The sequence below is a fragment of the Novisyntrophococcus fermenticellae genome (genome assembly GCF_018866245.1).
Taxonomy (GTDB): Bacteria; Bacillota; Clostridia; order Lachnospirales; family Lachnospiraceae; genus Novisyntrophococcus; species Novisyntrophococcus fermenticellae.
This window is the reverse complement of sequence record NZ_CP076458.1, coordinates 794,842-821,476: the sequence shown is the minus strand read 5'-3', so window position 1 is coordinate 821,476 and position 26,635 is coordinate 794,842. Positions and strand designations below refer to the sequence as shown.

Annotated in this window: 21 protein-coding genes and 2 pseudogenes; 4 read left to right on the top strand and 19 right to left on the bottom strand. The window is 40.2% G+C overall.

Annotation, left to right across the window (positions count from 1 at the left end):
- Positions 1-10: 10 nt before the first annotated feature.
- The 15 genes from KNL20_RS03775 to KNL20_RS03700 form a co-directional block, all read right to left on the bottom strand.
- On the bottom strand, positions 11-988 hold the full coding sequence (locus KNL20_RS03775; protein ID WP_329957499.1) for an ABC transporter ATP-binding protein: 978 nt from the start codon (positions 986-988) through the stop codon (positions 11-13).
- On the bottom strand, positions 985-2,010 hold the full coding sequence (locus KNL20_RS03770) for an ABC transporter ATP-binding protein (protein ID WP_230399302.1): 1,026 nt from the start codon (positions 2,008-2,010) through the stop codon (positions 985-987). The genes KNL20_RS03775 and KNL20_RS03770 overlap by 4 nt, the downstream gene beginning before the upstream one ends.
- A 26-nt stretch (positions 2,011-2,036) precedes the next feature.
- On the bottom strand, positions 2,037-2,966 hold the full coding sequence (locus KNL20_RS03765; protein ID WP_230399301.1) for an ABC transporter permease: 930 nt from the start codon (positions 2,964-2,966) through the stop codon (positions 2,037-2,039).
- A 34-nt stretch (positions 2,967-3,000) separates the two neighbouring features.
- Positions 3,001-3,948, bottom strand: a complete 948-nt coding sequence (locus tag KNL20_RS03760) for an ABC transporter permease (RefSeq protein WP_230399300.1) — start codon at positions 3,946-3,948, stop codon at positions 3,001-3,003.
- 67 nt (positions 3,949-4,015) lie between these two features.
- Positions 4,016-5,710, bottom strand: a complete 1,695-nt coding sequence (locus tag KNL20_RS03755; protein ID WP_230399299.1) for a peptide ABC transporter substrate-binding protein — start codon at positions 5,708-5,710, stop codon at positions 4,016-4,018.
- Positions 5,711-5,729: 19 nt separating this feature from the next.
- Positions 5,730-6,746: a M42 family metallopeptidase gene (locus tag KNL20_RS03750; RefSeq protein ID WP_230399298.1), complete on the bottom strand. Its 1,017-nt coding sequence runs from the start codon at positions 6,744-6,746 to the stop codon at positions 5,730-5,732.
- Positions 6,747-6,759: 13 nt separating this feature from the next.
- The gene (locus tag KNL20_RS03745; RefSeq protein WP_230399297.1) at positions 6,760-9,912 is read right to left on the bottom strand and encodes an alpha-mannosidase; all 3,153 of its coding nucleotides are present in this window, start codon (positions 9,910-9,912) and stop codon (positions 6,760-6,762) included.
- 51 nt (positions 9,913-9,963) lie between these two features.
- Positions 9,964-10,644, bottom strand: coding sequence for a FadR/GntR family transcriptional regulator (locus tag KNL20_RS03740; protein ID WP_230399296.1), 681 nt, complete (start codon positions 10,642-10,644; stop codon positions 9,964-9,966).
- Between the two features lie 954 nt (positions 10,645-11,598).
- Complete coding sequence (locus KNL20_RS03730) at positions 11,599-12,417, bottom strand: IS3 family transposase (protein WP_230397402.1); 819 nt, start codon at positions 12,415-12,417, stop codon at positions 11,599-11,601.
- Positions 12,407-12,754: a transposase gene (locus KNL20_RS03725; RefSeq protein WP_230397403.1), complete on the bottom strand. Its 348-nt coding sequence runs from the start codon at positions 12,752-12,754 to the stop codon at positions 12,407-12,409. Before KNL20_RS03725 ends, KNL20_RS03730 begins: the two co-directional genes overlap by 11 nt.
- A 262-nt stretch (positions 12,755-13,016) precedes the next feature.
- Positions 13,017-13,169 carry a helix-turn-helix domain-containing protein gene (locus KNL20_RS03720; RefSeq protein WP_230399295.1) on the bottom strand — a complete coding sequence of 51 codons (153 nt, stop codon included), beginning with the start codon at positions 13,167-13,169 and terminating at the stop codon, positions 13,017-13,019.
- Positions 13,170-13,171: 2 nt separating this feature from the next.
- The gene (locus KNL20_RS03715) at positions 13,172-13,684 is read right to left on the bottom strand and encodes a GNAT family N-acetyltransferase (protein ID WP_230399294.1); all 513 of its coding nucleotides are present in this window, start codon (positions 13,682-13,684) and stop codon (positions 13,172-13,174) included.
- A gap of 38 nt (positions 13,685-13,722) precedes the next feature.
- On the bottom strand, positions 13,723-13,920 hold the full coding sequence (locus tag KNL20_RS03710; protein WP_230399293.1) for a hypothetical protein: 198 nt from the start codon (positions 13,918-13,920) through the stop codon (positions 13,723-13,725).
- Between the two features lie 1,364 nt (positions 13,921-15,284).
- Positions 15,285-18,881, bottom strand: coding sequence for a type VI-A CRISPR-associated RNA-guided ribonuclease Cas13a (gene cas13a, locus KNL20_RS03705; RefSeq protein WP_230399292.1), 3,597 nt, complete (start codon positions 18,879-18,881; stop codon positions 15,285-15,287).
- A 1,425-nt stretch (positions 18,882-20,306) separates the two neighbouring features.
- Positions 20,307-20,468: a hypothetical protein gene (locus tag KNL20_RS03700; RefSeq protein WP_329957498.1), complete on the bottom strand. Its 162-nt coding sequence runs from the start codon at positions 20,466-20,468 to the stop codon at positions 20,307-20,309.
- A 166-nt stretch (positions 20,469-20,634) separates the two neighbouring features.
- Here KNL20_RS03700 and KNL20_RS03695 point away from each other — a divergent pair, with 166 nt between their 5' ends.
- Together KNL20_RS03695 and KNL20_RS03690 are read left to right on the top strand one after the other, a co-directional pair.
- A complete protein-coding gene (locus KNL20_RS03695) occupies positions 20,635-21,138 on the top strand; it encodes a DUF6431 domain-containing protein (RefSeq protein WP_230399291.1) in 504 nt (167 codons plus the stop codon).
- A 356-nt stretch (positions 21,139-21,494) separates the two neighbouring features.
- Positions 21,495-21,947: a hypothetical protein gene (locus tag KNL20_RS03690; protein ID WP_230399290.1), complete on the top strand. Its 453-nt coding sequence runs from the start codon at positions 21,495-21,497 to the stop codon at positions 21,945-21,947.
- 48 nt (positions 21,948-21,995) lie between these two features.
- On the opposite strand, the gene KNL20_RS03685 is transcribed toward KNL20_RS03690, so the two are convergent.
- The 4 genes and pseudogenes from KNL20_RS03685 to KNL20_RS03675 form a co-directional block, all read right to left on the bottom strand.
- A complete protein-coding gene (locus tag KNL20_RS03685; RefSeq protein ID WP_230399289.1) occupies positions 21,996-22,700 on the bottom strand; it encodes a tyrosine-type recombinase/integrase in 705 nt (234 codons plus the stop codon).
- A gap of 36 nt (positions 22,701-22,736) precedes the next feature.
- Positions 22,737-22,952 (bottom strand): annotated as a pseudogene (locus tag KNL20_RS16350) (site-specific integrase); the annotation flags it as partial.
- 76 nt (positions 22,953-23,028) lie between these two features.
- Positions 23,029-23,985, bottom strand: coding sequence for a tyrosine-type recombinase/integrase (locus KNL20_RS03680; RefSeq protein ID WP_230399288.1), 957 nt, complete (start codon positions 23,983-23,985; stop codon positions 23,029-23,031).
- Entirely contained in the window at positions 23,978-24,847 is an 870-nt protein-coding gene (locus tag KNL20_RS03675) for a tyrosine-type recombinase/integrase (protein ID WP_230399287.1), read from the bottom strand. The genes KNL20_RS03680 and KNL20_RS03675 overlap by 8 nt, the downstream gene beginning before the upstream one ends.
- A 200-nt stretch (positions 24,848-25,047) precedes the next feature.
- On the opposite strand from KNL20_RS03675, the gene KNL20_RS16345 reads away from it, so the two are divergent.
- Positions 25,048-25,713: a DUF6431 domain-containing protein gene (locus KNL20_RS16345; protein ID WP_408637503.1), complete on the top strand. Its 666-nt coding sequence runs from the start codon at positions 25,048-25,050 to the stop codon at positions 25,711-25,713.
- Positions 25,714-25,777: 64 nt separating this feature from the next.
- Positions 25,778-26,555, top strand: a pseudogene (locus tag KNL20_RS16435) (DDE-type integrase/transposase/recombinase); the annotation flags it as partial.
- Positions 26,556-26,635 lie beyond the last annotated feature (80 nt).

The window sequence follows — 26,635 nt, the reverse complement described above, 5'->3', positions numbered from 1 at the left end:
TTTCTGTTGCTTATATTCGTTCATTACCATTTATCACATGGCACGCAACGAAATGTCCTTTTTCAACTTCTTTTAGTACTGGTGTAACACTTCCACAGGTTTCTTCCGCATATTTGCACCTTCCTTTAAACCGACATCCCGGTCCGCAGTCTATCGGGCTTCCGACTTCGCCCTCCAGCGGAAGAACCGTCTTAGTTTTTTCAATATCAGGATCCGGAATTGGTATAGCCGAAAGCAGAGCCTGTGTATAAAAGTGTATCGGCTTATCATAGAGTTCCTGACTTGGAGCCAGTTCTACCAATTGCCCCATATACATGACCCCTACACGATCAGAAATATGACGAACCATAGACAAATCGTGAGCAATAAATAAATAGGTAAGACCTAATTCCTCTTGAAGGCGCATCAGGAGATTTACAACCTGTGCCTGTATGGATACATCCAGTGCAGATATAGGCTCATCGCATACAATAAATTCCGGCCTGACAGCCAATGCACGGGCAATACCGATTCTCTGCCTCTGACCACCGGAAAACTCATGTGGAAAGCGATTCGCATGTTCTTTGTTTAATCCAACCATTTCCAATAATTCCTGAACTCTCGCATGTCCTCCCGGTAAATGATGGTTTCTCATTCCTTCTGATATAATATCGCCTACTGTCATACGAGGGTTTAATGATGAATAGGGATCCTGAAAGATCATCTGAGCATCTTTTTTAAATTTCAGAAGATCTTTTTTATCTTTTAGCCGGCTGATATCTTTGCCTTTATACTGGATGGTTCCGCCAGTGGCGGGATACAGGCCTAATATTGTTCTTCCACACGTTGTTTTTCCACATCCCGACTCACCTACCAGTCCCAGAGTTTCTCCCGGATAAATCTCAAATGATACATCATCGACGGCTTTAAGGACTCTTTTTCTTTGAAGCGGAAAGTATTTCTTCAAATGGGTGACTTTTATAAGCGGCTCTCTTATTTCGGTGTTCATTCCTTCATCACGCTCCTTGCATCGTCAAATTTATAAAGCTTTTTAGCCATCGGATCCTGAAGCCAGCACCTCGCGATATGTCCATCTGATATTTCTGTTTTCTCCGGTTCATATTCCTGACAAACTTGCATACAATATTTGCATCGTGATGCAAATGCACAGCCTTTCGGCGGTGAAATTAAATCAGGAGGTGTCCCCTTAATCACGTGCAGTTCTGCCTTATTCTCCAACTCAGGATTCGGAACCGCATTTAGTAAGGCATAAGTATAAGGGTGCTGAGGATTTTTAAAGATGTCTCGCACCACTCCCTCTTCAACTATTTCTCCCGCATACATAACGGCTATACGATCCGCCATTCCGGCAACAACACCCAGATCATGCGTAATCATGATAATCGAGGAATGATTCGTTTTCTGAATATCTTTGAGAAGCTTTAAAATCTGTGCCTGTATGGTTACATCGAGGGCTGTAGTCGGCTCGTCCGCTATCATAATATTCGGATTGCATGACAGTGCAATGGCGATCATCACTCTCTGACGCATACCGCCGGAGAATTCATGCGGATACTGATCAAGACGCTCTTCCGGATTCGGTATATTGACTTTCTTTAGAAGCTCTATTGTCTTCTTTTTCGCCTCCTGCTTACTGATCTTCTGATGCTTTCTGATGCCTTCCTGAATCTGCTTTCCTACCTTCATTGTAGGGTTTAAAGAAGTCATAGGATCCTGAAAGATCATTCCTGCCTCTTTACCACGATAATCCTGCCATTTCTTCTTGGAATATTTTAATATATTCTTGCCCTTATACAAGATTTCGCTTCCCTTTTTCACCTCTCCCGGAGGAGTGGCAATTAATCCCATAATTGTTTTTGATGTTACTGTCTTCCCACATCCCGATTCACCTACTATTGCAAGTGTTTCTTCTTCATCCAGATACAATGACACACCGCGGACAGCCTGCACTTCACCGGCATAAGTATGAAAGGAAACGTTTAAATTGTTGACTTCTAATAAATGACTCATCTTTATCTCTATTTCCTCCTGGTATGTTATTGACGTAATTTGGGATCAAATGCATCACGCAATCCATCCCCAAGTAAATTAAACGCCAGCATCGTCAGCGATATCGCCAATGCCGGAAAGAGTAATTCATGTGGGTAATAAGACATCTGCTGCTGACCAAGTGCTGCCATCGCTCCCCAACTCGTATTCGGAGGCTGTATTCCCATTCCTATAAAGCTTAAGAATGACTCAGCAAATATAAAACTGGGTATAGAAAATGTTGTATTTACGATTATTACACTCAATGTATTCGGTAACAGATGCTTAAAAATAATTTTATAAGTTGGCGTCCCTAATGCTTTCGCCGCCAGTATGTATTCACTCTCCATCAAATTAAGAATCTGACCTCTGACCAACCGTGCCAGCCCGGTCCAGCTCGTAAGACACAGGGCTATAATTAACGATCCCATACCTTTCCCGAGTACAATGCTCACCAGTATTACTACGATCATGTATGGAATTCCAACCAGAACCTCCACAATTCTCATCATAAGATTATCGACAGTTCCGCCAAAATACCCACTGATTCCGCCATATATAACACCGACAACCAGAGAGATGACCGCCCCAACCAGACCAATTGCAAGTGATACACGCCCGCCTACCCACACACGGGCGAAGATATCTCGTCCAAGATCGTCCAGGCCAAAGATATGCTGAGCCGTTGGGACTTGATTCGTATGCTCGATCATTTGTTCATCATATGCATGCGGATAAATATATGGCGCAAATATGCACATCAATACCATAAATATCAAGAAGCACATGCTGAACAAAGCAACTTTATTCTGTTTTAAGCGTCTCCATGCATCCTGCCAGTACGATATACTTGGCCTGACTACACTTTCTGACTTCTGTTCATTCGTTCCGACTCGGTGAAACATATCTTCTGTCAAAGTTATTTTTTGACTATCCATATCCTGTTCCTTTCTGCCATCTTGCTTTTTATTGTCATTTGATCAAATTCCGTCTTACTCGCGGGTCAACTAACGCATATAATATATCCATCACAACAATAGAGACAATAAATATAGCTGAAAAGAATATCGTGGTTGCCATAATCATCGGATAATCTCTCCCGTTTACGCTATCCACATAATATCTTCCAAGTCCCGGTATCGAAAAAATTCTTTCAATGACAAATGATCCAGTTACAATTCCGGCCACCTGAGGAGCAACGATTGATATAATTGGTGTAATGCTATTTCTTAAAACATGCCTGCGTAAAATCTCACCTTCTGATAACCCCTTCGCTCTTGCGGTAAGAATATAATCATTACTCAAGACATCCAGGACAGAGGAACGCATAAATCTTGAATAGGTTGCCATTCCACCGATCGCAGCCGATAATGTCGGAAGTGCTGTAACTCTAAACTGTTCCGGCAATCCCATTCCCTTTGTAATCCAACCGACAATCGGAAAGAAACTCCCCCCCAGACTCTTTTGCAGTAAAGCTGCAAATACAAAACTTGGAACTGATACACCCACAATTGCAAGAAAGATAGCCAGAAAATCTACCCATGTATTTCTTCGAAGTGCTGCCAGGATTCCTATGAGCAACCCCAGTACCAGTCCCACAATTACCGCCTGTAACCCCAGCCTCAAAGAAGCCGGAAGTCTGCTTGCAATGACCTCGTTGGCAGTTAATCCGGGTGTTGTATAGGATTCCCCTAAATCGCCTTTAAGGAAATTCTTTATATACCGCACATAGCGTTCCGTAATTGGCTTATCTAATCCCCACTTTTTCTCCAGGTTTTTCGCCACTGCCTCCGGGAGAACCTTTGTACCATTTTGCATAGGATCTCCCGGAATCATATTCATCATAAAAAAGGTAGCTGTCATAATAATCCAAAGCGTGACTATCATGTACAGTAATTTCTTTAATATGTACTTAACCATCCTATTCTCCTTAAATTTGTCAGAGGCAGAGAATCATTCCTCCTCCGCCTCAAGATTAATTGATTATTCACTCCATATATGCATTTTTCAGTTCAATCAGGGGACCGCCTGATCCGTTAATTCCATAGTCTTTGAGATTCTTGTTAATCAGGTTCTTCTGAAAACTATAACTAAGTGGTGCAACTCCCGCATCTTCGTTAATCAAAATGTCCTCAGCTTTTGCGAACTTTTCCTGTCTCGTCTTCATATCTTGTTCGGACTTGGCTTCGTTGACCAGCTTGTCATATTCACTGTTCGAGAAAAATGCCGGATTATTACCATCTCCGCTGAGATAGCATTGCATAAAGGTCATAGGATCGTTGTAATCCGCACCCCAGCCAGTGTTACAAATCTGATACATTCCTTTTGAAACAGTATTATTGAAGGTTGAATTATCCGCTGCTGTATCAATTTTTACCGTAATTCCAAATTTCTCCTGCCATTGTCTCTGGAAAAATTCAGAATTTAATTTCGTATCATTATTGGCATTACTTTGCAGAAAAGTAACCGTAATCTCGTCTCTGGTTTTTCCGATTTCCTTTAATCCCTCTTCAAATAGCGCAACGGGATCCTCATCTTTCGATTTCAGCAATGGATCTTCTACCTCTTCCCGATACATGCTTTCTTCATTGTTGATTCCATAAGGAACTAATCCATAAGCCGGCTTATTCTTTTTTTGTACATTTTTCAGAAAACTCTCCCTGTCGATTGCAAGTGAAAAGGCTTTTCTGATTTTAGCATTCGAAAAAATACCATCCGGATCATTATTATTAAAACAGATATAAGAGGAGCTGGGATTTGCGTTCTCCTCGAACACTACTTCTTTTGCGTCAATTTTATCTTGCATCTTTTTATGGTATTCAGAGTTAATTCCCGTTAACATATCAAGATTACCTTCTTCAAACATCTGCTGTCTTGTATTCTCTTCCTGCGCAAGAATCAAATTAACGGTATCCAATTTAACATTCTCTGCATCCCAGTAGTTTTCATTTTTCTTAAGTACAATCTGGCTGCCTCTTGTCCAGCTTTCTATTGCAAATGGGCCAGAGTACATCATTCCTTCTGCATTTGAACCATATGTAAGATTATCTTCTCCAGTTGTTTTATCAGCCGGTACCGGAGTGAGATTTGCACAATTAGCCATCAGAAGAAAATATGGGAGTGCTTCATTCAGATGAATCTCCAATGTCTGATCATCCGGAGCTTTTATGCCCACATCTTCCCTCTTGCCTTTTCCTGTATTATAAGCCTCTCCTCCTTCAATACAATAAAACATTCCGGCATTATGGCATCCTACCTCCGGATCAAAGGTTCTCAGCATACAGTTGACATAGTCATCTGCCTTTACAGGTGTACCATCCGAATATTTGTTATCCTGCAGGTGGAATGTCCAGACAAGACCGTCCTCTGAAGTTTCCCATGACTTTGCACCGCCCGGTGTGATCTTTCCATCCTTCATACGTATTAAAGTTTCCTGGACTTCCAACGTAATCTGATTCTTCTGTGCGTCATCCGAACGGGTTGGGTCCAGAATATCCGGATCCGTAGTCATGGAAATATTCACCACCTGCTTACCATCTCCCGACTCTTTTCCCTCCTGCTGAGATGCAGACGCACCGTTCTCTTTACTTTCTCCTGAACCGCCGCAGGCTGCCATACTAAATGCCATAATACAAGACAGAATGCATGCAGCTGCCTTTTTTAGATACCTCCGTTGAAACATAGACTTCTCCTTCTTTCTCTCATTTTATTATTTCTTCTGTAACGATGTTCAAGGGCTTTTGTACAAATTCTGTAAGCAGTCTTATACATGCCCTGACATCTTCCAGATTGATAATACTATTTGGTGTGTGCCCATATCTGGTAGGTATTGAAATACCCAATACTTTTACGCCTCCATTTGATTTGTTGATTGCCCCGGCATCTGTGCCGCCTGCTCTTAGTGCGTCGAGCTGGTATGGGATATCGCCTTCTTTTGCACATTCGATCAATGACTGCGTCAGGATTTCATCACAGATTACACTGGAATCATTTATTTTTATCGCTGCGCCTTTACCTAATACCGGTGTACCAAAATCATCTCCCGGGATGTCGAAGGAACCGGTGATATCTATCGCAATTCCCAAATCGGGATGAATACTTTCTGCTGAAGTAGTGGATCCGAACAATCCTACTTCTTCCTGTACAGTAAATACAAAGTAAATATCGTGGTACACTTCTTTTAATTGTTTTATCGTCTCAATTTGAATATAGCATGCACTTCGGTCATCGAAAGCCTTAGACATCACATTATTGCCAGCCAGTTTTATGTACTCTCCCCAAAATGAAGCACAGTCTCCGATTTGAATATACTTTTTTGCCTCTTCTTTATCTTTTGCTCCTATATCCACGTACAACTGATCAATCTCATTCGGCTTTAAATTCTGAACATCTTTATTACAAGACACACATCCTGTTGTTCCGTTCGCAAACCTGACACGATTCATGTAAGCTACATATGGTGAAACTCCTCCTACATTTTTAACCAGAATTAATCCGTTATCCATAATTTTTACAACGCTTAATCCTATTTCATCCATATGTGCTGCAGTCATTATCTTTTTCTTGTTTTCACCACATCCTCTTTTCAGTGCAATCACATTACCCATTGCATCCCTCTTTAATTCATCTGCATATGGCTTGATCTGATCAATAATATAATCCGATACCCTCCTTTCTCTTCCACTGACTCCCCAAAGTTGTGTTAATTCTTCAAGCATGTTATTCTCCCTCCTATGCCCAATTAATTCGAAATGTTTTTATTTCATAGGGCTCAAACCAGGCCTGGAATCTCTTGTGATCACACTTATGCTGTTTTAAATTATGTTCCATCAGATCACATTCCATAACTGATTCCGCTTCCCTTCCGAACTTTATATCTGCTTTTACCCTGGTATTGCTATTCTCATACATGCGAAGAATCCATCCTTTTCCATCCTCCGCTTCCTTCATTGTCTCAATAAAACAATTTTTTTGGCTGCAGGAAACCAGACTAAATTCTTGTGGCTGACTCCCTGTTTCATTTCCCTGATGAAGAACGTTTATACAAGGGACATTGAGATTGTACGCCATCGCTACTGTGTGTGCTTCCTGCCATCTGCGGTCGTGTGGATATATGGAATACGTAAACTCGTGCATTCCGATATCTGCATTTTCATTTGGATATGTTCCCGATTTTATCAGCGTTAGTGACATTTCACCATCTTTTATTCCATATCCATATTTGCAGTCATTCAAAAGACTGATCCCCAGTCCGTTTTCCGACAGGTCGGCCCACTTATGTCCACATGTTTCGAATTGTGCCACTTCCCAGCTATGATTATTGGAAGTTGTCCGCTCTACATTTCCATATTGAATCTCATATGTTGCATATTTTGTATTAATCTGAACCGGGAAATTCACTTTTAGTAAAACATGATGTGTCTTCCAGTCTGCATAATTGACAAAATCAATTCTGGGCAGATTCTTATATAGGCAAACTTTTTGTGTCACAGTAGAATCTAAAAATTTATAGGAAGTCTCCACTACCGTTCTCAGTGGTCCGGATTCAAGCACTTTTGTATCGGAAATCCCGTCATAATCATATTTCTTTTTCTTGTAATAGGCATCGATATCCCAGTTGTCCCAATTCATAGGCCTGTCTTCATATGTCGTCAGTACATTTCCGAGACGATTTTCTTTTATAAACTCTTTTTGGCTTTTCTTTTCATAAAGGGACTCTATCTGCATATCCTTGTTGAAACGAACGGAATAAAAATCATTTTCAAATTCATAGTTCCACTTATTTTTAAGGCTTTCAGGCTTTTCTCCCTGCTGAATATAAAAAGTTTTCCATCCGGTTGGCGGCAATTGTTTTGCAAAAAACAAAAACCTGTTTTCAGATATGTATTGGATCTCATAGTGATTTCCATCCTGATCGATCAGTCCTGATGCAATATACGCCCCCTGCGTATCAACTTCTACAATATCATCTCTCATATATCCTAATGTATTTATAACGAGAATGGATTGTTTTGGTGAAGACACACACTCAGCTATCTGGCTTGCGAGTGTTTGGACAGTGTCTGAACCTTCGTGCAAAATCTCTTCATATTCCTTTTCCGCCTGTGCATACACGCCTTCTATTGCACTTCCTGGAATAATATCATGAAACTGATTTAACAAGATTGTATCCCAGCCGTTATCTATCACTTTGCGGGGATACTCTATACCTAAGAGAGAAGACATACTGCTTAATATTTCCAGTTGTTCATAGAGAATTTCACTTTTTCGATTGCATCGTTTTATCTTACTCATAGATGTATACGTTCCTCTATGATACTCGAAATACAATTCCCCATCCCAGGTTGGCATCTCTTCCCTTGAAGCAATGTTCGCATAGGTACGATCAAAGAATTCCTGCTCAAATTCAAGCTGTATTTTCGGGATTCCAGGCAACCCATACTTTAATCTGCCGGCACATTCCAGCATCTCACTGGTCGGCCCGCCTCCCCCGTCTCCATATCCATAAAGCATAAGTGTATCTTCTGTCAAATCTTTATTCTGAAAGCGTTCATAGGTTCCCAAAAGCATATTCGGATTAATAATTCCGGTATAAGTCGTCGTATTTCTGGTTTCAGAATAAGAGATATTTTCTCCCAGTGTCCTGTCATAATTACATGTTGTAGGCATAAATACAAAGATCTCACTGCCATCAATACCCTTCCATAGAAATGTATCATTGGGCAGCTGATTATACTGGTTCCATGCAATCTTTGTTGTCATAAAATAGGGTATTCCACACTTTTTCAATATTTGCGGAACTGCTGCAGAATATCCAAACACATCCGGAAGCCACAAGGACTTGCTCTCTTTTCCAAACTCATCTTTGAAAAACTTATGCCCCTTTATAATTTGACGAACCAGGGATTCTCCATTTGGCAGATTACAGTCTGACTCCAGCCACATGGCGCCGTCGATTTCCCATCTTCCCTCTGCAATTCTTCTTTTTATTTCTTCATACATTGCGGGTTCTTGTTCTTTGACGAATTGATAAAGAATCGGCTGACTGGACATAAATTTATAATCCGGATACTGATCCATGAGTCTGAGTACTGTTGAAAAGCTTCGGATGACTTTTTCACGTGTCTGCTCAACGGTCCATAGCCAGGCAATATCAATGTGTGTATGTCCTATGGCACTGACCCTCGGTATGTTTTCCAGTTCTGTTGTATAAAACTCCTCTTTCAGCATAAGGTCAGCTTTATGTACTGACTCATAAAACTTCGTCGAATAAGGCATTCTTAAATCTATGGTTTCGGCTGCATTTTGTAATTTCAGCAGAATTTTTCTCGCATCATCTTTTTTATCTTTCATCAGAACCCTGGCAGCCTGAACCGGAACCATAAAGTCATAATAGATTTGATTTACCTGTTCATCTAATGCCTCGATACCCGTATGGATTATCAAATCCCCTTCTACAGTTCCGCTGTACGCATATAAGGCAATATCGTATTCTTCACCTGAAACAGCATTTTTTGAAATCAAAACATGTCGGTGATTTACATCAATTCCCTGTATAATTTTACCGTTTAGATAAAAAAGCATCTGAGGATTCGTAGCGTCCCATTGTCCCTCTCTTCCAGTTACAATCCAAAATTCAACATGTTTTTCTCTCATGGAGAAGGGAATTTGTATTTTTGTCCGATACCATCTGTGTCGATCTGTCCCTTTCCAAGGCGTATCTATATGCGCTTCCCTCCATTCTTCGGTATCACATACCGCTCCATCTTCTTTTTTTCCGTCCCAAATCCTATATTCAGTAACCGCAGTGGATTCCAAACAGCGAAGCTTCTCTATGTCATTTAAAATTCGTTCCATTCGTTCCAATTCAAACCGGATATCCATAACCCCTCCTTTTTATGTTGATGTGTCTAAAACCTGACACACATTATAATGCTACCGTTCCTGAACGGTATGGTATACCATGTCCAAAATTTGATCGTTTATGTCCAGTGCCTTCTTCGTGTTCCGTTCTTTGATTGCATTATACAAATCTTTGTGAAGCGGAATTGTATCTGTAAAAGGTTCTTTCATATCCAAAGGAAATTCCCACAATTTGTCGGATAAATATCTGACAGACAACATCATCTTATATAAGACTCTGTTATGGCAGTATTCATAAATCATATAATGGAATTGTTTATCTTCAACATTTTGCCGTTCCTCTCGATGATACTTGTCTAAAACCACCTTTAAAACTTTTCCCAATTCTTCGATCTCATGCTCCGTAATATTCTTAACAGTAAGTTTTAGAATTTCCCTTTCAAGTATCTTACGGGCTTCAATAACCTCCAGTAAAGACTCTTTCTCTTCGAGAAAGCTAAGCTGAGACAAGATTAAATTCCTGTCATCATTCTTTACAAAGACACCTTTGCCGTTTTTCGTTTCCAATACACCTTTTGCTTCCATCGTTTTAATGGCTTCTCGAAGCGATGTTCTGCTGACACCCATCATCTCTATCAGTCCCGCCTGGGAAGGTAACTTATCGCCTGCTTTAAGATTTTCGTCTTGTATATAATCCTGTATGAATTTAATTATTTCTGATTGCAATGGCGTTCTGTTAATTCCTTGTCTCATTTTTACCTGTTCCTATCTTAATTACTACCTATAAGCTATCATATAGGTTGGCGTGCGTCAATGGAATTCAGTATTTTCATCATATTAATTAATTTTTTGTATGAATTTTTGTGTATATTTTAAGAGCTTTCAAATATAGTATGAATCGTTACAATTCTTTCTTCATAATTATTTTTGTAAAAAACCGGGTTCTTTTCTAATATCAAAACTCTATATCCCTGACGTCTTAATATCATATATTGGGGCTGCATTCCCATTTCAGGACTATCTTCTAATCTAAAATTCATCACTTAACAGAAAATCTGCCACATGCATTGTTTTAATTCCTTCATAATTTCCACCCGCGAATTCATCTAAACGCAGCACATACTTGGGATAATTATCTCGAATAGAAAGTAGCTTTTGCGTTTTAAAATCTGCATGTCCTTTCAGAGTTTATAACTCTATTTGTCAATAGGCTAGCTTCTATTTTGTATAATAATCTCTCGGAATTCTGATTGATCATGCCAGAACTGCTGGCAACAGGACATTGGAAGAATCGAGTTCTAAACAAATTTGAAAAATGTGCACGAAACTCAGACTATGGTTATCCAAGACTCAAGCAAAGTATGATAAACAACTGTCTGAAAGGCTTTTAGGGCTGTAGAAGCAACAATATGAATTTCCGGCGCAGTCGAGCGGATTGATCCCGTCAGCCAGGAGCTGCGGATAGTGACGGCAAAAAAAATGGTGCAAAGTGCTGCCGTTTAGTATTGCTTTCGATAATATTTTGGGTATAGGCGGTGAGGGGATAGATACCACAGAGGGGCATAATACTCTCCCCGGCATTACTCACACTATAGTGGCTCAGTTGTCAAGACAAAAATCTAAGATTTTTATAATGAACTGATATGGTGGATAAGTGACAAGGAGTATGGGGAAGGCAGTGGAACACCCCCCAGATCCATATATGCATCAAGCTACATAGGGCAGTAGCATTGCCGGGTAGTAGCATTCAGCCGGTTTTTGATAGTCAAGGGCAGAATGACATCTTTCAAAATTATAAGTGAAAATATATCGTCCGATAGCGGCTCTGGCTTCTTTGATATTGTTATATTGTGTAAGGTACGCTTCTTCATATTTGAAGCTACGAAACCAGCGTTCAATCATGATGTTGTCAGCCCAACGGCTTTTCCCATCCATGCTTTGGCGAATTCCATTTTTCTTTAAGAATTCAATATATTGTTGACTTGTAAACTGACATCCTTGATCGGAATTTAAAATTTGTGGCTTTGCAACCTTAAAAGCCTTTTTCAAGGCATTGACAACCATTCGGGTATCAAGTGTATCATCGACTTCCCAGCCGACAATACAGCGGCTGTACCAGTCGATTACAGCAGTCAGGTACAAAAATCCATGCCGGATGGGAATATATGTAATGTCAATCGACCAAGCCTGATTAGGCTTGTCTATGACAGCATTGCGGAGAAGATAAGGGAATACCTTAGCTTGCTGCATCCGCTTCGAAAGGTTCATCTTTGGGTAGATTGGATGAATGTCCATTTCGCTCATGTAGCGGCGTGCTTTCCGGCGACCAACATGATAACCACGAAGCTTCAACTGTGCTGACATCTGCCTGGCACCCCAGGTCGGATTATCTGTGTGAAGGTGATCAATGATCTCTTTACAAGCCAGTTCTTCCTCTGATACAGGCGTTCCTTTGTAATAAATGCTGGTGCGGTTGATATCCAGGAGCTTTGCCCCGACAGAAGCAGGTAATTCTTTAGTCGTCAAAAGGTTTTGGACTAAACTTACTCTCGTAGTCAGGTCCACAAATTTCTTCAGATTTTTTTTTGAGCCAGTCAACCTGCATGGTTAACTGACCAACCTTTTTGGCATACTCCGACTTCTCTTTGCGTTCTTCTGCAAGCTTATCTTTGAGGTTTTCCTCTCGCTTGTCGTCAAATGCTGCAGAAGCGTTGTTTAGGAATTCTTTCTTCCAGTTACGGAGTAAGTTGGGTTGAATATTATTTTCAGTTGCAAGGGTATTGAGATCTTTCTCTCCCTTAAGTAACTCAATCACAAGGTCTGATTTAAATTTGGCACTAAAGTTTCTTCTTTGTCTGGACATAGCAATGAATCCTTTCTTTCATACTGATTTTAGTATATCAGATTCATTAAAATCTGTCTGGGAAAGTGTCTTAATTTATGAGACCATTATACACCGCCTGACAAACTCTGATTTGAGCAATGTCGTCTGCCAAACTCACCTTCAGATTTCTAATATCAATATCGTTTTGCATATCCAAAAAATACTTATCAGAAACCCCAAAGAATTTAGCCAGCCGCAGGGATGTATCAGCAGTAATCTTCCTGCGGTCATGCAAAATATTCTAAATTCTTGACACTGGAACATAAATCTCCTGTGCCAGCTTATACGCCGAAATGCTCATTGGCTCCATGAATTCTTCCAGTAAAATCTCTCCTATTGTAGAAGTCACAGTTTCCGAACCTTGTCCAAGTTTTATACTTTCTTTTTCTCCCATTCTTACAGCACCAGCTCATACAGCTTAAACACCATCTCACCGACCACATCATAATAAAGTGTCTTTGTTTGAATATACTGGAATCCCGTCTTCTGATAAAACTTCTCCGCTGTCACATTATTCTCAATCACATCCAGCCTCAGAGCTTTCTTTCCTTTCGATCTTTCCAGCCCTATCATTTTCGCCATCAGCTCCCGTGCCAATCCTTTTCCACGCTGATCCGGATGCACAGCCAGAATATGAAGCACAGTCACATCATCGGAATCCACCTGCCACGGTACATCCACATATTCATCCACTTTTTCATTGTTGGCTATCACACAGGCGGCAACCTCTCCATCTGCCAGCACATACATCTCACCCTTTTCAATGCTTTCTTGTAGCATCTCGTCAGATGGGTGGATACCTTTCTTCCAGTGTGGGAAAGATGGATTGTCCTGCTCCCGGTCAATCAATGTCCAGTATAAATTCTGGATGCTGTCAAAGTCTGGCTGTACTGCTTTACGAAATATCATTGTCGGTTCCTTCCTTTTTGTTGTGTTCTTCGTTGTGTTCATGTTCCCTTGTATCGTTTGGCTTTATTTTGGTCATAAACTATATAGCGATGTCCACAGAAATCCATGTGTAACAGCTTTGCAAGGATCTCGTCAGCACTTACGCCCTCGGCCAGCAGCTTCTTTACTAGCCCCTCTGCCTCAGCTTTCTTAGCAGCTTCGGCTGCTTTCTTGTCGGCGGCCTTTTTCCTTTCCAACTTGGTCAGCTCTTTCTCTGCTGCCTTAAGAGAGAAGTTTTCTTTTCTTTCAAATCAGACTTTTTCTATTCGGTTTTTTTGTGTTGTTTCTACTTCAGCAGTGAGTGATTGGAGGATGGATCGCTTCTCTGCAATCTGGGATGCGAAGTCGATAGTGGATTTAGGCTTATTTTTACTGCCTTTGGTTCTGGGCATTGTTATAACCTAATTTCTGTTTCTGGGTTGTTCAGAGTATAACACTGTGTTTATATAATGGCAATACAGGTCTGAGAAATCTAAGAAATCTCATACTTGCCAATCAATATTTGAATCACACTTCTTATATTGCCGCTTTCTTCATTGCCCTGACAGGTTAGTAATTGACTTTTTGAAATCCTGCCTCGTTCCAACGGTGCTTCTATATTCTATTCACCCAATCACCACGTTTTTCATACCATTCTCAATGCATTCCGTATAAAAAATCGAAAGTATCTGATCATATTCATCTCTGCAATATAATTCTTCTGCTATCTGAATATTACGTGTATCAATTTTTTTGCTATTATCCAGCCGTGCCAATCTGAACCATCTGTCTGTCCCACTAACCAAAGAGGTACTGCATGAACAATATTTCTAAGTCCATGTATTTCATCTGAAAGTTTTGCAGAACCTTTTATCCGTTCCTGATATTCCAATGCCTCGATTTCATATTTCTTTAACAGATGCTCTAACACCCAATAGTAACATTAAAAATTTTTTGTTATTCACATCTCAGTCACTATCCATACGATAACGTTGCCGGCTGCTCACCACGGAGAGGTGTGCAAAGTTTCGAGCAGCTAGTAACCTGAATAAGAGATTTTTGAATGTTAATCTCAAATTTATTGACAAATCTACTTGATTTCTATATGCTTACTTAACAGAACCCGCCACGCCTAGTCTTGCTTCGGTAAGAATGCGCAACCCGGTGGGACTTTTTATATCCAGACGTGATCATATGTATCAATATTCTAAAATTTTTTATCAGTCACACAACTGATTCAGAAACTCACTGATGCCGGAATGACCATTGACTCTCAAGATGAAGCGAATGCAGCATTATCAACCATTGGCTACTATCGGTTAAAAGGCTTTAGTTTCACATGATTGATCCTGCCACAAAAACTTACAGAGTTGGATCCAACTTTTCCGACGTCTTAAAACCATATTATTTTGATTTCGAACTATCTCATTAGATATTTAGCTATTTGTCTCAGATAGAAGTTGCATTAAGAGCTCGTCTCGTCAATGCTTTCCAAATCACACAAGACGCTGGAAAACATTATTGAAATCTGATTTCAGATTCAAAATCTCAACCATATTTTCATCCCAAATTTCAAGGTTTATTACAGATTTGCACTCTCCCCGGAATATTTATATTGCATCAATTCTCTTACCCATTCAAGCTGTTCCTGATTACAAGCTGGTATTTTTATGGATTGACTGCCCAAATTTTTTAGGTGTGTAATCTTCTTGCTTTCTATTTTCTTGATTTTGAACTGTTGCTCTCCTCTGTTTCCCCTATAAGGGGTAAATTCAATTGTCATCTGATGTTCGTCAAATATCTTTTTAATCGCAGTAATCACAGAATTCTGTCTTTTTATATCATAGGATAACAACTGTCGCACCCAATTAATCAATTCTTCAAGGCTACTTTGATAGCTGCCATCCTTGTCTTTTTTTTGTGTCACATGATTTATATGTGCTAAAATGTTACGAGTTTGTAATACTTTCTCAAAATCTTTCTTTTTCATAGCAATATCCTTCTTTTCTTGATATTGATAATCCAAACCATATAGGGAATAAATCAATTGAAACGGTAAGCAGTCACATGCGAAACCTTTCTTTATTTTTCCAACAATTCTACCTTTATGAAACATTTCTTCAATATCTGTATGTATTTTTCCTTCTTCCACCAAAGCAGTAAACAGGAATCGCATATCTCTTTCCCAGTCTTCTGCGAAAGATGCCAGCCTTCCCAAAATCTGTGCATGTATCTGATATATTTCATACATGGAATCAAAGGTAACTTTCCTCTTTAAATGATTATAGTTCTGAACCTCAGCTAGAGTATCTTTATATTGATTCCTCTCGGTGTTTGAGATTTTCTGCTTTTTAACGAACTTTTCATGCAACTCCTGTAGTTTCTTTTGTTTTGCTGCAATCACAGACTCTTCTTTATTTTCTGTCGTTTTCATATTCTTATATTTCTGGTGATCTGCTCTTGTCACACAGTAACTATTCTTAAAAATATTATTATAAAGTGCCATCACCCCTGTATAGCCCATGTTAGCAATATTCCTGTGTAATACAGTAGTGCTCAAATCTGATTGTACGTATAAATCATCATATTCAGTTGGCTTTCCTTCCAGAAAAGTATTGAAATCATGCTCAAGTATTTCAATATAGTTTTCTTCTTTTACCAAAACTGGCTTTGTATATGCCACAAGATTAATAAGTTCTTCTATCTCACTAAAGTCTTTAAAATAGTCTGGATCCGAAGCTCTCAGGCTGTGGCTGATAGATGTCCGATAACGAATGAGCTGATGTAAGAGTTCATTTAGCGCCTTGGCATCCAATAACTTCAGCATGGCATAGATTTCTGCCTGATTTTCCAGGCCTCCACTTACCTCTATCCTTATGTCCTGTAACATATGGTCTAATTTTTCAGTTTCTTCGGTCACAGTACTAGTCTGCGCTTGTGGTCTCAAAAGATCATCCTCATATCCTCTGAATCTGCTTGACAAAAAATTGGCGAACGAAAATGCAAAGATATCCTGGATGAAACTGGTAAAGTAGTTTTTACGTTCATCTTCACTTTCACCTGTCGCTATATTCGTTATTTCCTTGTCTGACTGCGCACGCTGCAACGCTGACATATATTCACTAAGCGATAACCCCTGATGATACTTTGGCATACTTTCATATCGATATGCATTTGCATTGATATAGGTTTTTTTCCCTTTATTCTTATAGCTGGTTTTTTTATTATTCTTTTGTTTTTCATAGGATCTTTCTTTATTCCATTTAATTGTCCCGGCTATGAATGGAATAACGAGATTATCTCTGTCATCCTCTCCAATGCTCGGAATATAAACATGATAATAAATTAACTGCAGCAAATTACGATAGGCGAATACCGCTTCTTTTGACTGCGTATTTCCTTTGTCGTCTAAATACCATTTTAACTCCTTATCCGAATCACCCTTAAATAGATTCACACCCTTTGCATATACCTTTTTAAAGGAAGGAATCATAGAAGGTGTTGATGCATATAGCTTAAACTTGAGACCAGATCTGGTAAACAGCTTATTGATTAGTTCAGGTGAATAATATATGGAAATGTTCATGCTGCGAATCTGTTCTTGAAAACAGTTCTGAACATTGTTGATGTCACGACTTAACTGCCCTCTTAGACATGCAGTTTTTGTGTCATCATTGAATTTGAGACCGCCCTTTTTATAATGCATTACTTTAAGTCTGATTGCAGAAAGATTATCTACAATCTCATATAGGAGGTTAATTAAGTATTTTGAATTATTTTCGTCTTGATTCAGCTGAAACGCATTAGAAAGTTTTTTAAACAGTTTATTACATTTCTCCGGATCCGATTTAATACCCTGAACAAATTCAGATATATATCCACTCCTGTTGCTTCCACCAAAACAAATGCTTTTGCGCAGTTCTCCAAGAATATCATACGAATCCTCTTTATACATCATTTCAACTTTATCTCCGGCATAATTAAAATAATAATTCATGCGGTCCACTGACCATATGACGGATAAAAGCAACTGCTTTTTTATTGCCTCCTGAATCTGGATATCCTGCATGGTATCAGAATTAATTTCCTGGTAGTCTGAATCAGGCGCAACACAATATGTATATAGTTTCCCATATTGAATTAACCCTGAAACCAGTTGGTTTACTATATGCTTCCAAACCTGCTGATAAACAAAATCTTTAGAGTAAAAATATTTTACATTTTTCAAATCTGTCAATGATTTAATTCGCGGTCCCTTATTTCCGGATCTTCCCTGAGATTTATTGCCTTTCGGAGGAAAATATTTTTTAAAATGATCACGAATCTCATTTAAGAAAAAGGAGTATTCCTGTAATTCAGTTTCGGAGATTCCGTCATTTTTTGCAGTGTTATATAAACCAGAGTTGTATTCTTTCATTGTCCCATATATCTTTTTTGCGATATGATCTCCATTTATATTGTCAGAATTAAAAAAGTGTTCATCCGTAAATGAGTTCAGTTCACTTTCGAGATTCGTATAGTGATACATTTCCATATAATGATTAAATTTTTCTTTATTTGCTCCCTGCTCGTCCAGGAATCCAAACAACCATTTCATCTTATTACTGGAAGGATGGATCTCAAATTTCACAGTATTCCCACCTGTGACTGCATACTTTTCAAAGGGAATAGCATTATTCTGAAAAGAAGTTTTAAGATTTCCTTTCTTGTGAGACAGGAGCTTGCCAATATGATTCTGAATCTGTTCAAGTTTAGTTTCAGTCTCCTCATCAGTCAGAGTTTTCTTATAGTAATCAAGCAGCAAACTTTCCAGCGTTGTACTTTCGTCTTCACAAGTCAACTTTTTTCCATAATTTGAAAGATATTTAGAAATGGAAGCTTCTATGCCTTCTTTGCTATCTGCCTCTTTGATTTTAACCTCTCTCAAATATTCTATCGGAAGCTTGTCATCTACTTCTCCTGTAAGACTTCTTATCAACAAATAGAATGGATTTCCTTTCCCCCTTTTAGCATCTGGGGAGAGGATTCTTCCAGTATACGACTTCTTTAGATCCAGCTGTTCAATGGCAGATTCCGTTTTATCTTCACTGTTCCCTATCTTGTTATCTCTAAGACCACCTTGTTCCATATTCCGATAGAATTGTACTTTTCCATTCTTTGCGTTCTTTGTAATCTTCACGATAAATACCCTCATTTTAAAGTATTTCAAGTCTAAATGTTATCTATTTGAAATTATTATATATCCTTCGTTCCCAATTTTCAACAATTTTAATATATCCCGCTTTATTTCACTGATTTTTTTGCAATTTATCACAAAAATAGTGTATTTGCCTAATTTATTCAAAATATTCATACAACAAAAGCGCCATCAATTACTCTCATAGAGTTATGATGACGTGTTTATGCAATATGCAGCGAGATTATTATACTAAGAGCTATTAGCTAGTATAGCCGACATTAAATAGCTTGCTGATTCAATGAGGATGATTTCATTAATTACGTTCAATTCCACTGTCTGTAAGGATTGTAACAGCCAGCGATCTCATGACCCCCAGTCAGTGACTGGTTTCAGATCCTATGTCTATAGGAATTGTAACGATTAAAATAATACAATACGCAATTAGGAGCCGTGTTTCAGTTCCCATGTCTATAGGGATTGTAACAAAAGATTGAAGCCAGAAAGCAAATTGGAATCAAGTTTCAGTTCCCATGTCTATAGGGATTGTAACCTCGTAAAATTGTTATTTACTTCATTGAAAGAGTGTTTCAGTTCCCATGTTTATAGGGATTGTAACAGCGTCCGGACGTTGAGTGCCGGGGAAAGAGGTAGTTTCAATTCCCATGTTTATAGGGATTGTAACGATGCACATAGGTTTAATATAAAACTTAAGATTTGTTTCAGTTCCCATGTTTATAGGGATTGTAACTACAACGGTTACAGCCCAAAATCATCCCTATATGGTTTCAGTTCCCATGTTTATAGGGATTGTAACACCGCGAAAAATGCGAAATCAAGCCCGACACAGCGGGTTTCAGTTCCCATGTTTATAGGGATTGTAACAGCAGACACCTATAAGCCTGCATTTTAAAGGCTTTCAGCGCTCAAAAGTGCGAACCCCAATTTTATTAACATTTTAGGCTCGAAATCACCCATTCTTTCATTCCACTTTTCAATGTCCACTATAGGTTCGCACTGCCATCAATATATTGATATTGTATTAATTTCTTATTATTCAAACCACCCTTGGTTACATGCTGAAGCCTTTGTCAACATTAACCTTCTCTACATCTATATTTATTCTACCCTTTCCCTTCAATAGCGTCAATAAAAATTTTATCATTCGAATAAAAACCGGAGTATCACAGGCCAGTAAAACATGAACCATCTCAAGACCTTGCGTAACCCAGCATCCGGTAGGAGGCTTTAGACGATTCCACCACTGCTATGTTCCAAACCCCCACGCAGTTTCGTATAATCAAACCCAATCCCATAAGCCTCTCCTTATAATTTCCTCCTACTTTTGACGCCCGAATCATCGAATTTAATCCCAATGCCTTTACCCAAAGAACTTCTGTAGCTCTTTCGCAATCTGTTCTTCCACCTTTACCGCATCCTCCCTGCATCCTGCACTGCAGAGATATAGGTTTTCAGCTTTGGTTCTGTTCCGGACGGGCGCACGACAACAGAGCAGTTATCTTCCAGCAAAAACTTCAGCACATCTGATTTCGGAAGTCCATCGAGTCCTTTTGTTTTTGCTAAGTTCAAGTGTCTAAAATCTGATTTACTTGCTTGTCTCTGAGATGACCGCTATACTGTCATTAGCACAGTATAGAAAAGGAAAGATCCCAGAGCACCTTCCTCACAAGACGTGTACTCTGGGATCACGGTTTTACAACCATGGTCATTATAACAGACTACACGACAACCTACAATGAGGAACAAAATATTTTTAATTGAAAGTAATGCCATATCCTATTGTCCTGTCTGTGGAGAACCTCTCGTTTACAGAGACTCCTGCGAGCGGGGCATGCTGCTGGAAGGACAGGAACGCCGCATTTACCTGATTCGCCGGTTGAAATGTTGTAAATGCAGAAAGCTTCACCGGGAACTGCCGGATTTTCTGGCTCCGTTCAAACAATACGCCGTTGAAATCATATCTGGTGTACTGGATGGAATCGTTACATCAGAAAATGAGGATTCTGTGGAGTATCCCTGCGAAAAAACCATGTTCCGCTGGCATCACTGGCTGGTTATCAATCAGCTTAGGATAAATGGATATCTGAAATCTATCGGATATCGTCTGTTGGGCTTTAGTGAGGAACTCCTGAACTCTGGCATGTCATTGCTTGCAGAATTACGAGGTTCCACCCCGGAATGGCTGGAGATCATTCTTCGGTTCATTTACAATTCAGGCGGCTTTCTGGTGTCTGCCTGAGCGATCTGTCTATGCACCGACTTTGTTTTGTTGTCACAGGCAGGACGTGGTAAGGTTCTCCAAAAGGAGGATCTTATGATGCAGACAAACACAAACACCAGCTGGCAGGAAGAGCAGGCTCTGAACAGGTATCAGCTTATTGCCCCCTGTTGGATGAATCGCTGGATACTGCAAAACGTATTCAGCTAAGAGAGGACATCGCAGAGAAGAACGATGTGTCTTCCCGAAGTTTATATCGATACGAATCCGCTTACCGAAAAGGCGGGTTCACCGGATTGAAGCCCAGGATCCATGAACAAAGGCGTTCACAAAAGCTCCCAGAAAACTTTGATGTGCTTTTGGAGCAGGCGATCCAGTTGAAACGAGAAGTGCCAAAACGCTCTATAAATCAGATCATCTACATTCTTGAACTGGAAGGACGGGTAGCTCCCGGAATCCTGAAGCGTTCCACATTGGAACGTTATCTGTATAAAGCAGGCTTTGGAGTCCGCCAGATGCAGATGTATCATGATTCCCGGCAGAGTTCGTCCAAACGGTTCTGCAAACCGCATCGTATGATGCTGTTACAAGGTGATATTAAATATGGTATGAAACTTCCTAGTGGGAAGAATGGTGCAATGGTGCGGACTTATCTGTCATCGGCAATCGATGATCACTCCAGATATGTGATCCAATCCCAGTTTTATGACAATCAGCAGGAATCTATTGTAGAAGATACCTTCCGTAAAGTAATCCTTAAGGCCGGAAAATTTGATGCCTGTTATTTCGATTATACCGATGTTTTAACTATTCCGATAGTTTGCGCATAGCCCCGGTTCTGCTGGGTTTATGCACAAAAACTTCGGAATAGTCCAGTGTCAGAGTCTGTATATCTTCTTCAAGATTTCTTTATCATTCCATTTCTTTCCTTCTGTAGATGTATTCTTATTTGCGACATCCATTGATTTTGCAAGTGTATCAAGAGTGGCAAAGGCATAGAAACCGGATGTTATTGACATATCTTCGTGCCCTAAATGTTGCTGGATATGGGAAAGCGGCATGCCATTTTTGTATAGATCCATGGCTCTGGTCTTCCTTATCATATGGCAGTGGGGTTTGTCTGGCATTTCCACCCCATTTTTCAGACATCTTTCAGAGCATTTTCTAATCATACCTTCAACCGTATCATTGGATAATCGATGCTTCTGGCCGTATGTTGTAGCATAAAACAGGGGTAACTCGCGATTGCCTTCCGGATGGAATTCGCTAAAATATCTTTTAAGATGCAGGACAGTCTTTTCCATCAGAGGGATATTTCTGTATTTACGCCCCTTTCCAAAGATCGTCATATAGGGAACATCAGCAGCAAGGTATATCTGACTGAACGTTGCTTCTAAAAGCTCTGATATTCTGGCTGCTGTATCATAATAAAGTACAAGTATCATCTGATTTCTACGGCCGGTTTTGCTTTTGATCTCAGGAGCCGAAAGCAGCGCTTTCATCTGCTTGTTTTCAAAATACTCGATAGGCTTATCCCTGACCTTAACTCCTTTTACTGTACATACTTCAAGATATACTGACATAAGATCAGTGCTGAATTCGTATCCGGCATATTCAAGCAGTGAATGTATTGCCGTGATTCTTAAGTTGCAGGTTTTTTCTGCATATTTTTTTGTGTTGAGCATCCAATCGAGAAATGATTTGACATTGTCTCTACTGAATTCTCCAAATGTTATATCCTTACGCCTGATCCGTTTTTCAACTTCCAGATAATCAATATATTTGTTCAGGCTATCCCTGTATGAGGAAACAGTATTAGGACTTGCTTTCCTAATATCAGGAAGCTGATGGGTGATAAACTCCTTTGACGTACTTCAAAATATACTGCTGTTATTTATAGCATTTTTGTTCTTATTTTTCATCCGGCACCTCTGGAAGTATATCTTCAAGAGATTTTGACATCTCTCTGAAGGTGGGAAAGAATTCGGGGACAAATCGGAAGTAGTACAGAGTTTCGCTTATATTTTGATGCCCCATATACCGCATGAGATAGGCAAGCATGACATTGATATCAATACCTTCTGCCGCCCATCTGTTCAGATTTGCCCACACCAGATGATGTCGGAAATCATATGCTCTGGGACGGGTTGTTATACGGAAATCAGGATATGCCTTTTTCCAAAATCTTCTGAAGTTTTTTGATATCATTCCACTACTATAGTAGCTATCCAGATGTGGAAAATAATACTTTCTATCCGGAAACAGTAAACTTATTTTGGCATTATATTCATTAAGATAGTTTGCTAATTCCTGACTGATGAATATACGCCGACTTTTAGGTCCTTTAGACTGCCGCACATCCATATAGCGCTCATCTGAATGTACGTTGTCACATTCAAGAGTTCTTGCTTCCTTGCATCTGAGCCCACAGCAATAGAGAAGTCTAAAAATAGCAGGGAGAACAATTTCCCTACCCTTAAAGCTGGCATGAACGTCAACTTCATCAAGCTTCTCAAAAAAAGCAGATATCTCATCCTCCGTGAAAAAATAAGGTGCCTCTGGAACCGGTTGACTAGCTGTTTTAGGCGGAATTACATATACTTTTTCATAACCATGGATAAAAAGATAGTTGCTGAATTCACGCAAGGTACTTATCATACCGTATAAAGTGCCCGGAGCCCCAGAAAGACTGCCAAGATATTTATCTGTTACATACTTTTCAGGATAAATAATATTAGGACTTACCTGTTCGACGTAATCAACATATCTGTTTAGCAAACGCTGAGGTGAATCATAAACATACCCTAATGATTTCTTATATACGATAAAATCGTCAGCCAACTGACGAATCCTTTTATTGCTATCCATTGTGCCTCCCCCCTTTCGGAAGAGGGAGTGTACACTCAGCCAGCTTCGCATCATCTGTGGTGATATATATCATCACACTATTCGGGTTTCCGTGTCCAAGCGCCTCAGAAATCACAGGAAGTGGAACTCCATTTCTGAGCATTCTTGATGCAGTACTGTGTCTTGTTATCCTTGAACCATATATCCGTCCCTTAGATTCTATATCTGCATCATTCAACACATTGAAAAGAACGTTTTTTATTCCCGCATGGCTCATGAGTGGGGAAAATGGTACATTATTTCTCAAGAATACAAAGTCCGACTCTGAGGCTGGTCTTTCATTAAGCAGATAATCAGCCAAGGCATTCCCGATTGTTTCAGAAAGTGGTATATTATGTACACGTTCTGTCTTTTGCTGAATGATATGAATATAATCGTGTTCCCAGTTGATATTTGAAAGCTTCAGGTTACAGATATCGACTGCACGCATGCCCGTTTCCAGTGCAATGATGGTAATTGCCTTATTTCTGAAAGAGAGATTATCAGAGTTGTCAAGGTGCGCAACAACCTGGTGGTATTCTTCATCGGAATAGATCTGTAGGATATCACGTTTTTTTGGTAAATGTCCTGGTAACTCGCAGAGAAATTTTCTGGTTTCGTCATGCATATCCAGAAATCTCTTGAGCCCAGGCAAGTGTGCGCCAAGACTGGTTGGTTGATAGCGCTCAGTGCATATGACTGAAATGAAAGCAACAACAGCACCATTTTCCATATCTGACAGCGATGTATACCCGTGATTTTCAAGATATTCTATAAAATAATAAATAAAGCGTCTATACCCATCAACAGTATTAGGCTTAAGTTCTCGGTTTTTAAGCTCCATCAGATATGAATTGAAAGATTCTATAAGCTGTTCCGATTTAATAGGAAACTCCGCCGTTGGATATGCTGGTGTCCAATCAACCATTCCATTCTTAAGATAGGATTCAATAAACTTAATACACTGTTATCCCGCATTTTATCTGGTTCCAAACCATACCTCATTCACCCAAATTAAAAAGGGGCACAGCATAAATAATTCTGATGGATTTTACATCAGATTGCCTTATGCCGTGCCTCTTGTGTTATGATAATGCTTGTCACATAGAAATAGCAGGCCTCACCCTCGAAAAGCCCGGCCTGCTACTGCTCATATACACAGGTAAACCTGTGTCCATTCACAATACTATGATAACCTTATTCGTCAGTGATTGCAATCAGATTTCTCAATCCTTTTATGATTCTGTTATAAATGATGTCCAGCTTCATCAGCTGACCTGTTTCTGCGGGCACTCCGCATGCCTCACGGTTCACGGTTACTACAATCGTTCCGTGAAAAAGGAAGAGGGGGCGGTCTGCCTTCGCATCTGCCGGGTCAGATGTTCCGAGTGCGGAACGACCCACGCACTCCTTTTGTCCTCCATAGTCCCTTATTCCCAGATTTCCCTTGCTGACCAGCAGCGCATCTACAACGATTACGAGGCTGGAAACGGCAGCTGCGAAATCTGCCGCAATCATCTCTCTGTTGATGAAAACAATGTCAAGTCTGTACTCCGAAACTACCGGCGGTACTGGCGGGAAAAACTGAGGTCTCTCAGAATCCCCCTTTTTCCTCTGACCGCTCTGGTATTCTCCTGCTTCTCACATTATTCATCACAGTTCATGCAGATCCATCGGAGGAGCAACCGGCTTTTTTCCTATACCACATAGCCTTACCCGACAGCAGACCTCTCGACACTTATAATAAAGGAAAAACAACAAGGAGGCCTGACTTATGGAACAGGAAAAGAAACAGGCAGTCGCTCTGATGCGTTATTCTGCGATTGCACCACTCATTACAGGTACCCAGGAAGACTACGAATCCCTGAGTGCTTTCTTTCGTACCGCTTCGGCAAAGGGGATCAAGGCTCCGGATGGTTCTCTCCGGCATTATTCCCCCGGAACTCTGGAAAAATGGTATCTGGCCTACCGCAAATCCGGTTTTGATGCCTGATTCCCTCCGGACGCTCTGACTGTGGAGTCAGCCGAAAAATCAATGAGGATCTGAAGGAACAGATCTCTTATCTCAAGCACCGTTATCCCCGGATGTCCGCAGCCACCATCTATCAGCAGCTGCAGGATAACGGCAGCATCCGTTCCGGGCAGCTTTCTGAATCCACGGTATGCCGTTTCATCAACCAGCTCGTCCTTCAGGAACGCCTGACCGGCAATCAGGATATGCGCCGCTACGAAAGGCCTCATATCAATGAAGTGTGGTGCGGCGACTCCAGTTCGAGTCCTTATCTGAAGACCGACGACGGAAAAAACACCGTGTCTACGTGATCGCACTGATTGACGATGCCAGCCGCTTCATCCTCGGTGCCGATGTGTTCTTCAACGATACCTTCGTCAACCTGATGTCCGTCATGAAATCGGCAGTGTCCAAGTATGGACGGCCAAAGGTATTCAACTTCGATAATGGCGCCGCCTACAAAAACCGGCAGATGGAGCTTCTGGCCGCACGGATCGGTTCTGTGATCAGCTACTGCAGGCCTTATACCCCGACCCAGAAAGATTAGTGGTCATACTATACTCCTTCCGTACATTGAAACACCATTTTTAAGTTTCATCCTTCCGATTTAAATATCAGGTC

What these genes read in the sequence shown, in the direction of transcription:
- KNL20_RS03680 (WP_230399288.1), bottom strand. Translation starts at nt 23,985, where the DNA reads ATGGATAGCAATAAAAGGATTCGTCAGTTGGCTGACGATTTTATCGTA.
- KNL20_RS16345 (WP_408637503.1), top strand. Translation starts at nt 25,048, where the DNA reads ATGGATTTTACATCAGATTGCCTTATGCCGTGCCTCTTGTGTTATGAT.
- KNL20_RS03775 (WP_329957499.1), bottom strand. Translation starts at nt 988, where the DNA reads ATGAACACCGAAATAAGAGAGCCGCTTATAAAAGTCACCCATTTGAAG.
- KNL20_RS03715 (WP_230399294.1), bottom strand. Translation starts at nt 13,684, where the DNA reads ATGATATTTCGTAAAGCAGTACAGCCAGACTTTGACAGCATCCAGAAT.
- KNL20_RS03770 (WP_230399302.1), bottom strand. Translation starts at nt 2,010, where the DNA reads ATGAGTCATTTATTAGAAGTCAACAATTTAAACGTTTCCTTTCATACT.
- KNL20_RS03685 (WP_230399289.1), bottom strand. Translation starts at nt 22,700, where the DNA reads ATGTCAGTATATCTTGAAGTATGTACAGTAAAAGGAGTTAAGGTCAGG.
- KNL20_RS03750 (WP_230399298.1), bottom strand. Translation starts at nt 6,746, where the DNA reads ATGCTTGAAGAATTAACACAACTTTGGGGAGTCAGTGGAAGAGAAAGG.
- KNL20_RS03755 (WP_230399299.1), bottom strand. Translation starts at nt 5,710, where the DNA reads ATGTTTCAACGGAGGTATCTAAAAAAGGCAGCTGCATGCATTCTGTCT.
- KNL20_RS03760 (WP_230399300.1), bottom strand. Translation starts at nt 3,948, where the DNA reads ATGGTTAAGTACATATTAAAGAAATTACTGTACATGATAGTCACGCTT.
- KNL20_RS03695 (WP_230399291.1), top strand. Translation starts at nt 20,635, where the DNA reads ATGAGGAACAAAATATTTTTAATTGAAAGTAATGCCATATCCTATTGT.
- KNL20_RS03720 (WP_230399295.1), bottom strand. Translation starts at nt 13,169, where the DNA reads ATGGGAGAAAAAGAAAGTATAAAACTTGGACAAGGTTCGGAAACTGTG.
- KNL20_RS03740 (WP_230399296.1), bottom strand. Translation starts at nt 10,644, where the DNA reads ATGAGACAAGGAATTAACAGAACGCCATTGCAATCAGAAATAATTAAA.
- KNL20_RS03765 (WP_230399301.1), bottom strand. Translation starts at nt 2,966, where the DNA reads ATGGATAGTCAAAAAATAACTTTGACAGAAGATATGTTTCACCGAGTC.
- KNL20_RS03675 (WP_230399287.1), bottom strand. Translation starts at nt 24,847, where the DNA reads ATGGAGCTTAAAAACCGAGAACTTAAGCCTAATACTGTTGATGGGTAT.
- KNL20_RS03745 (WP_230399297.1), bottom strand. Translation starts at nt 9,912, where the DNA reads ATGGATATCCGGTTTGAATTGGAACGAATGGAACGAATTTTAAATGAC.
- KNL20_RS03725 (WP_230397403.1), bottom strand. Translation starts at nt 12,754, where the DNA reads ATGTCCAGACAAAGAAGAAACTTTAGTGCCAAATTTAAATCAGACCTT.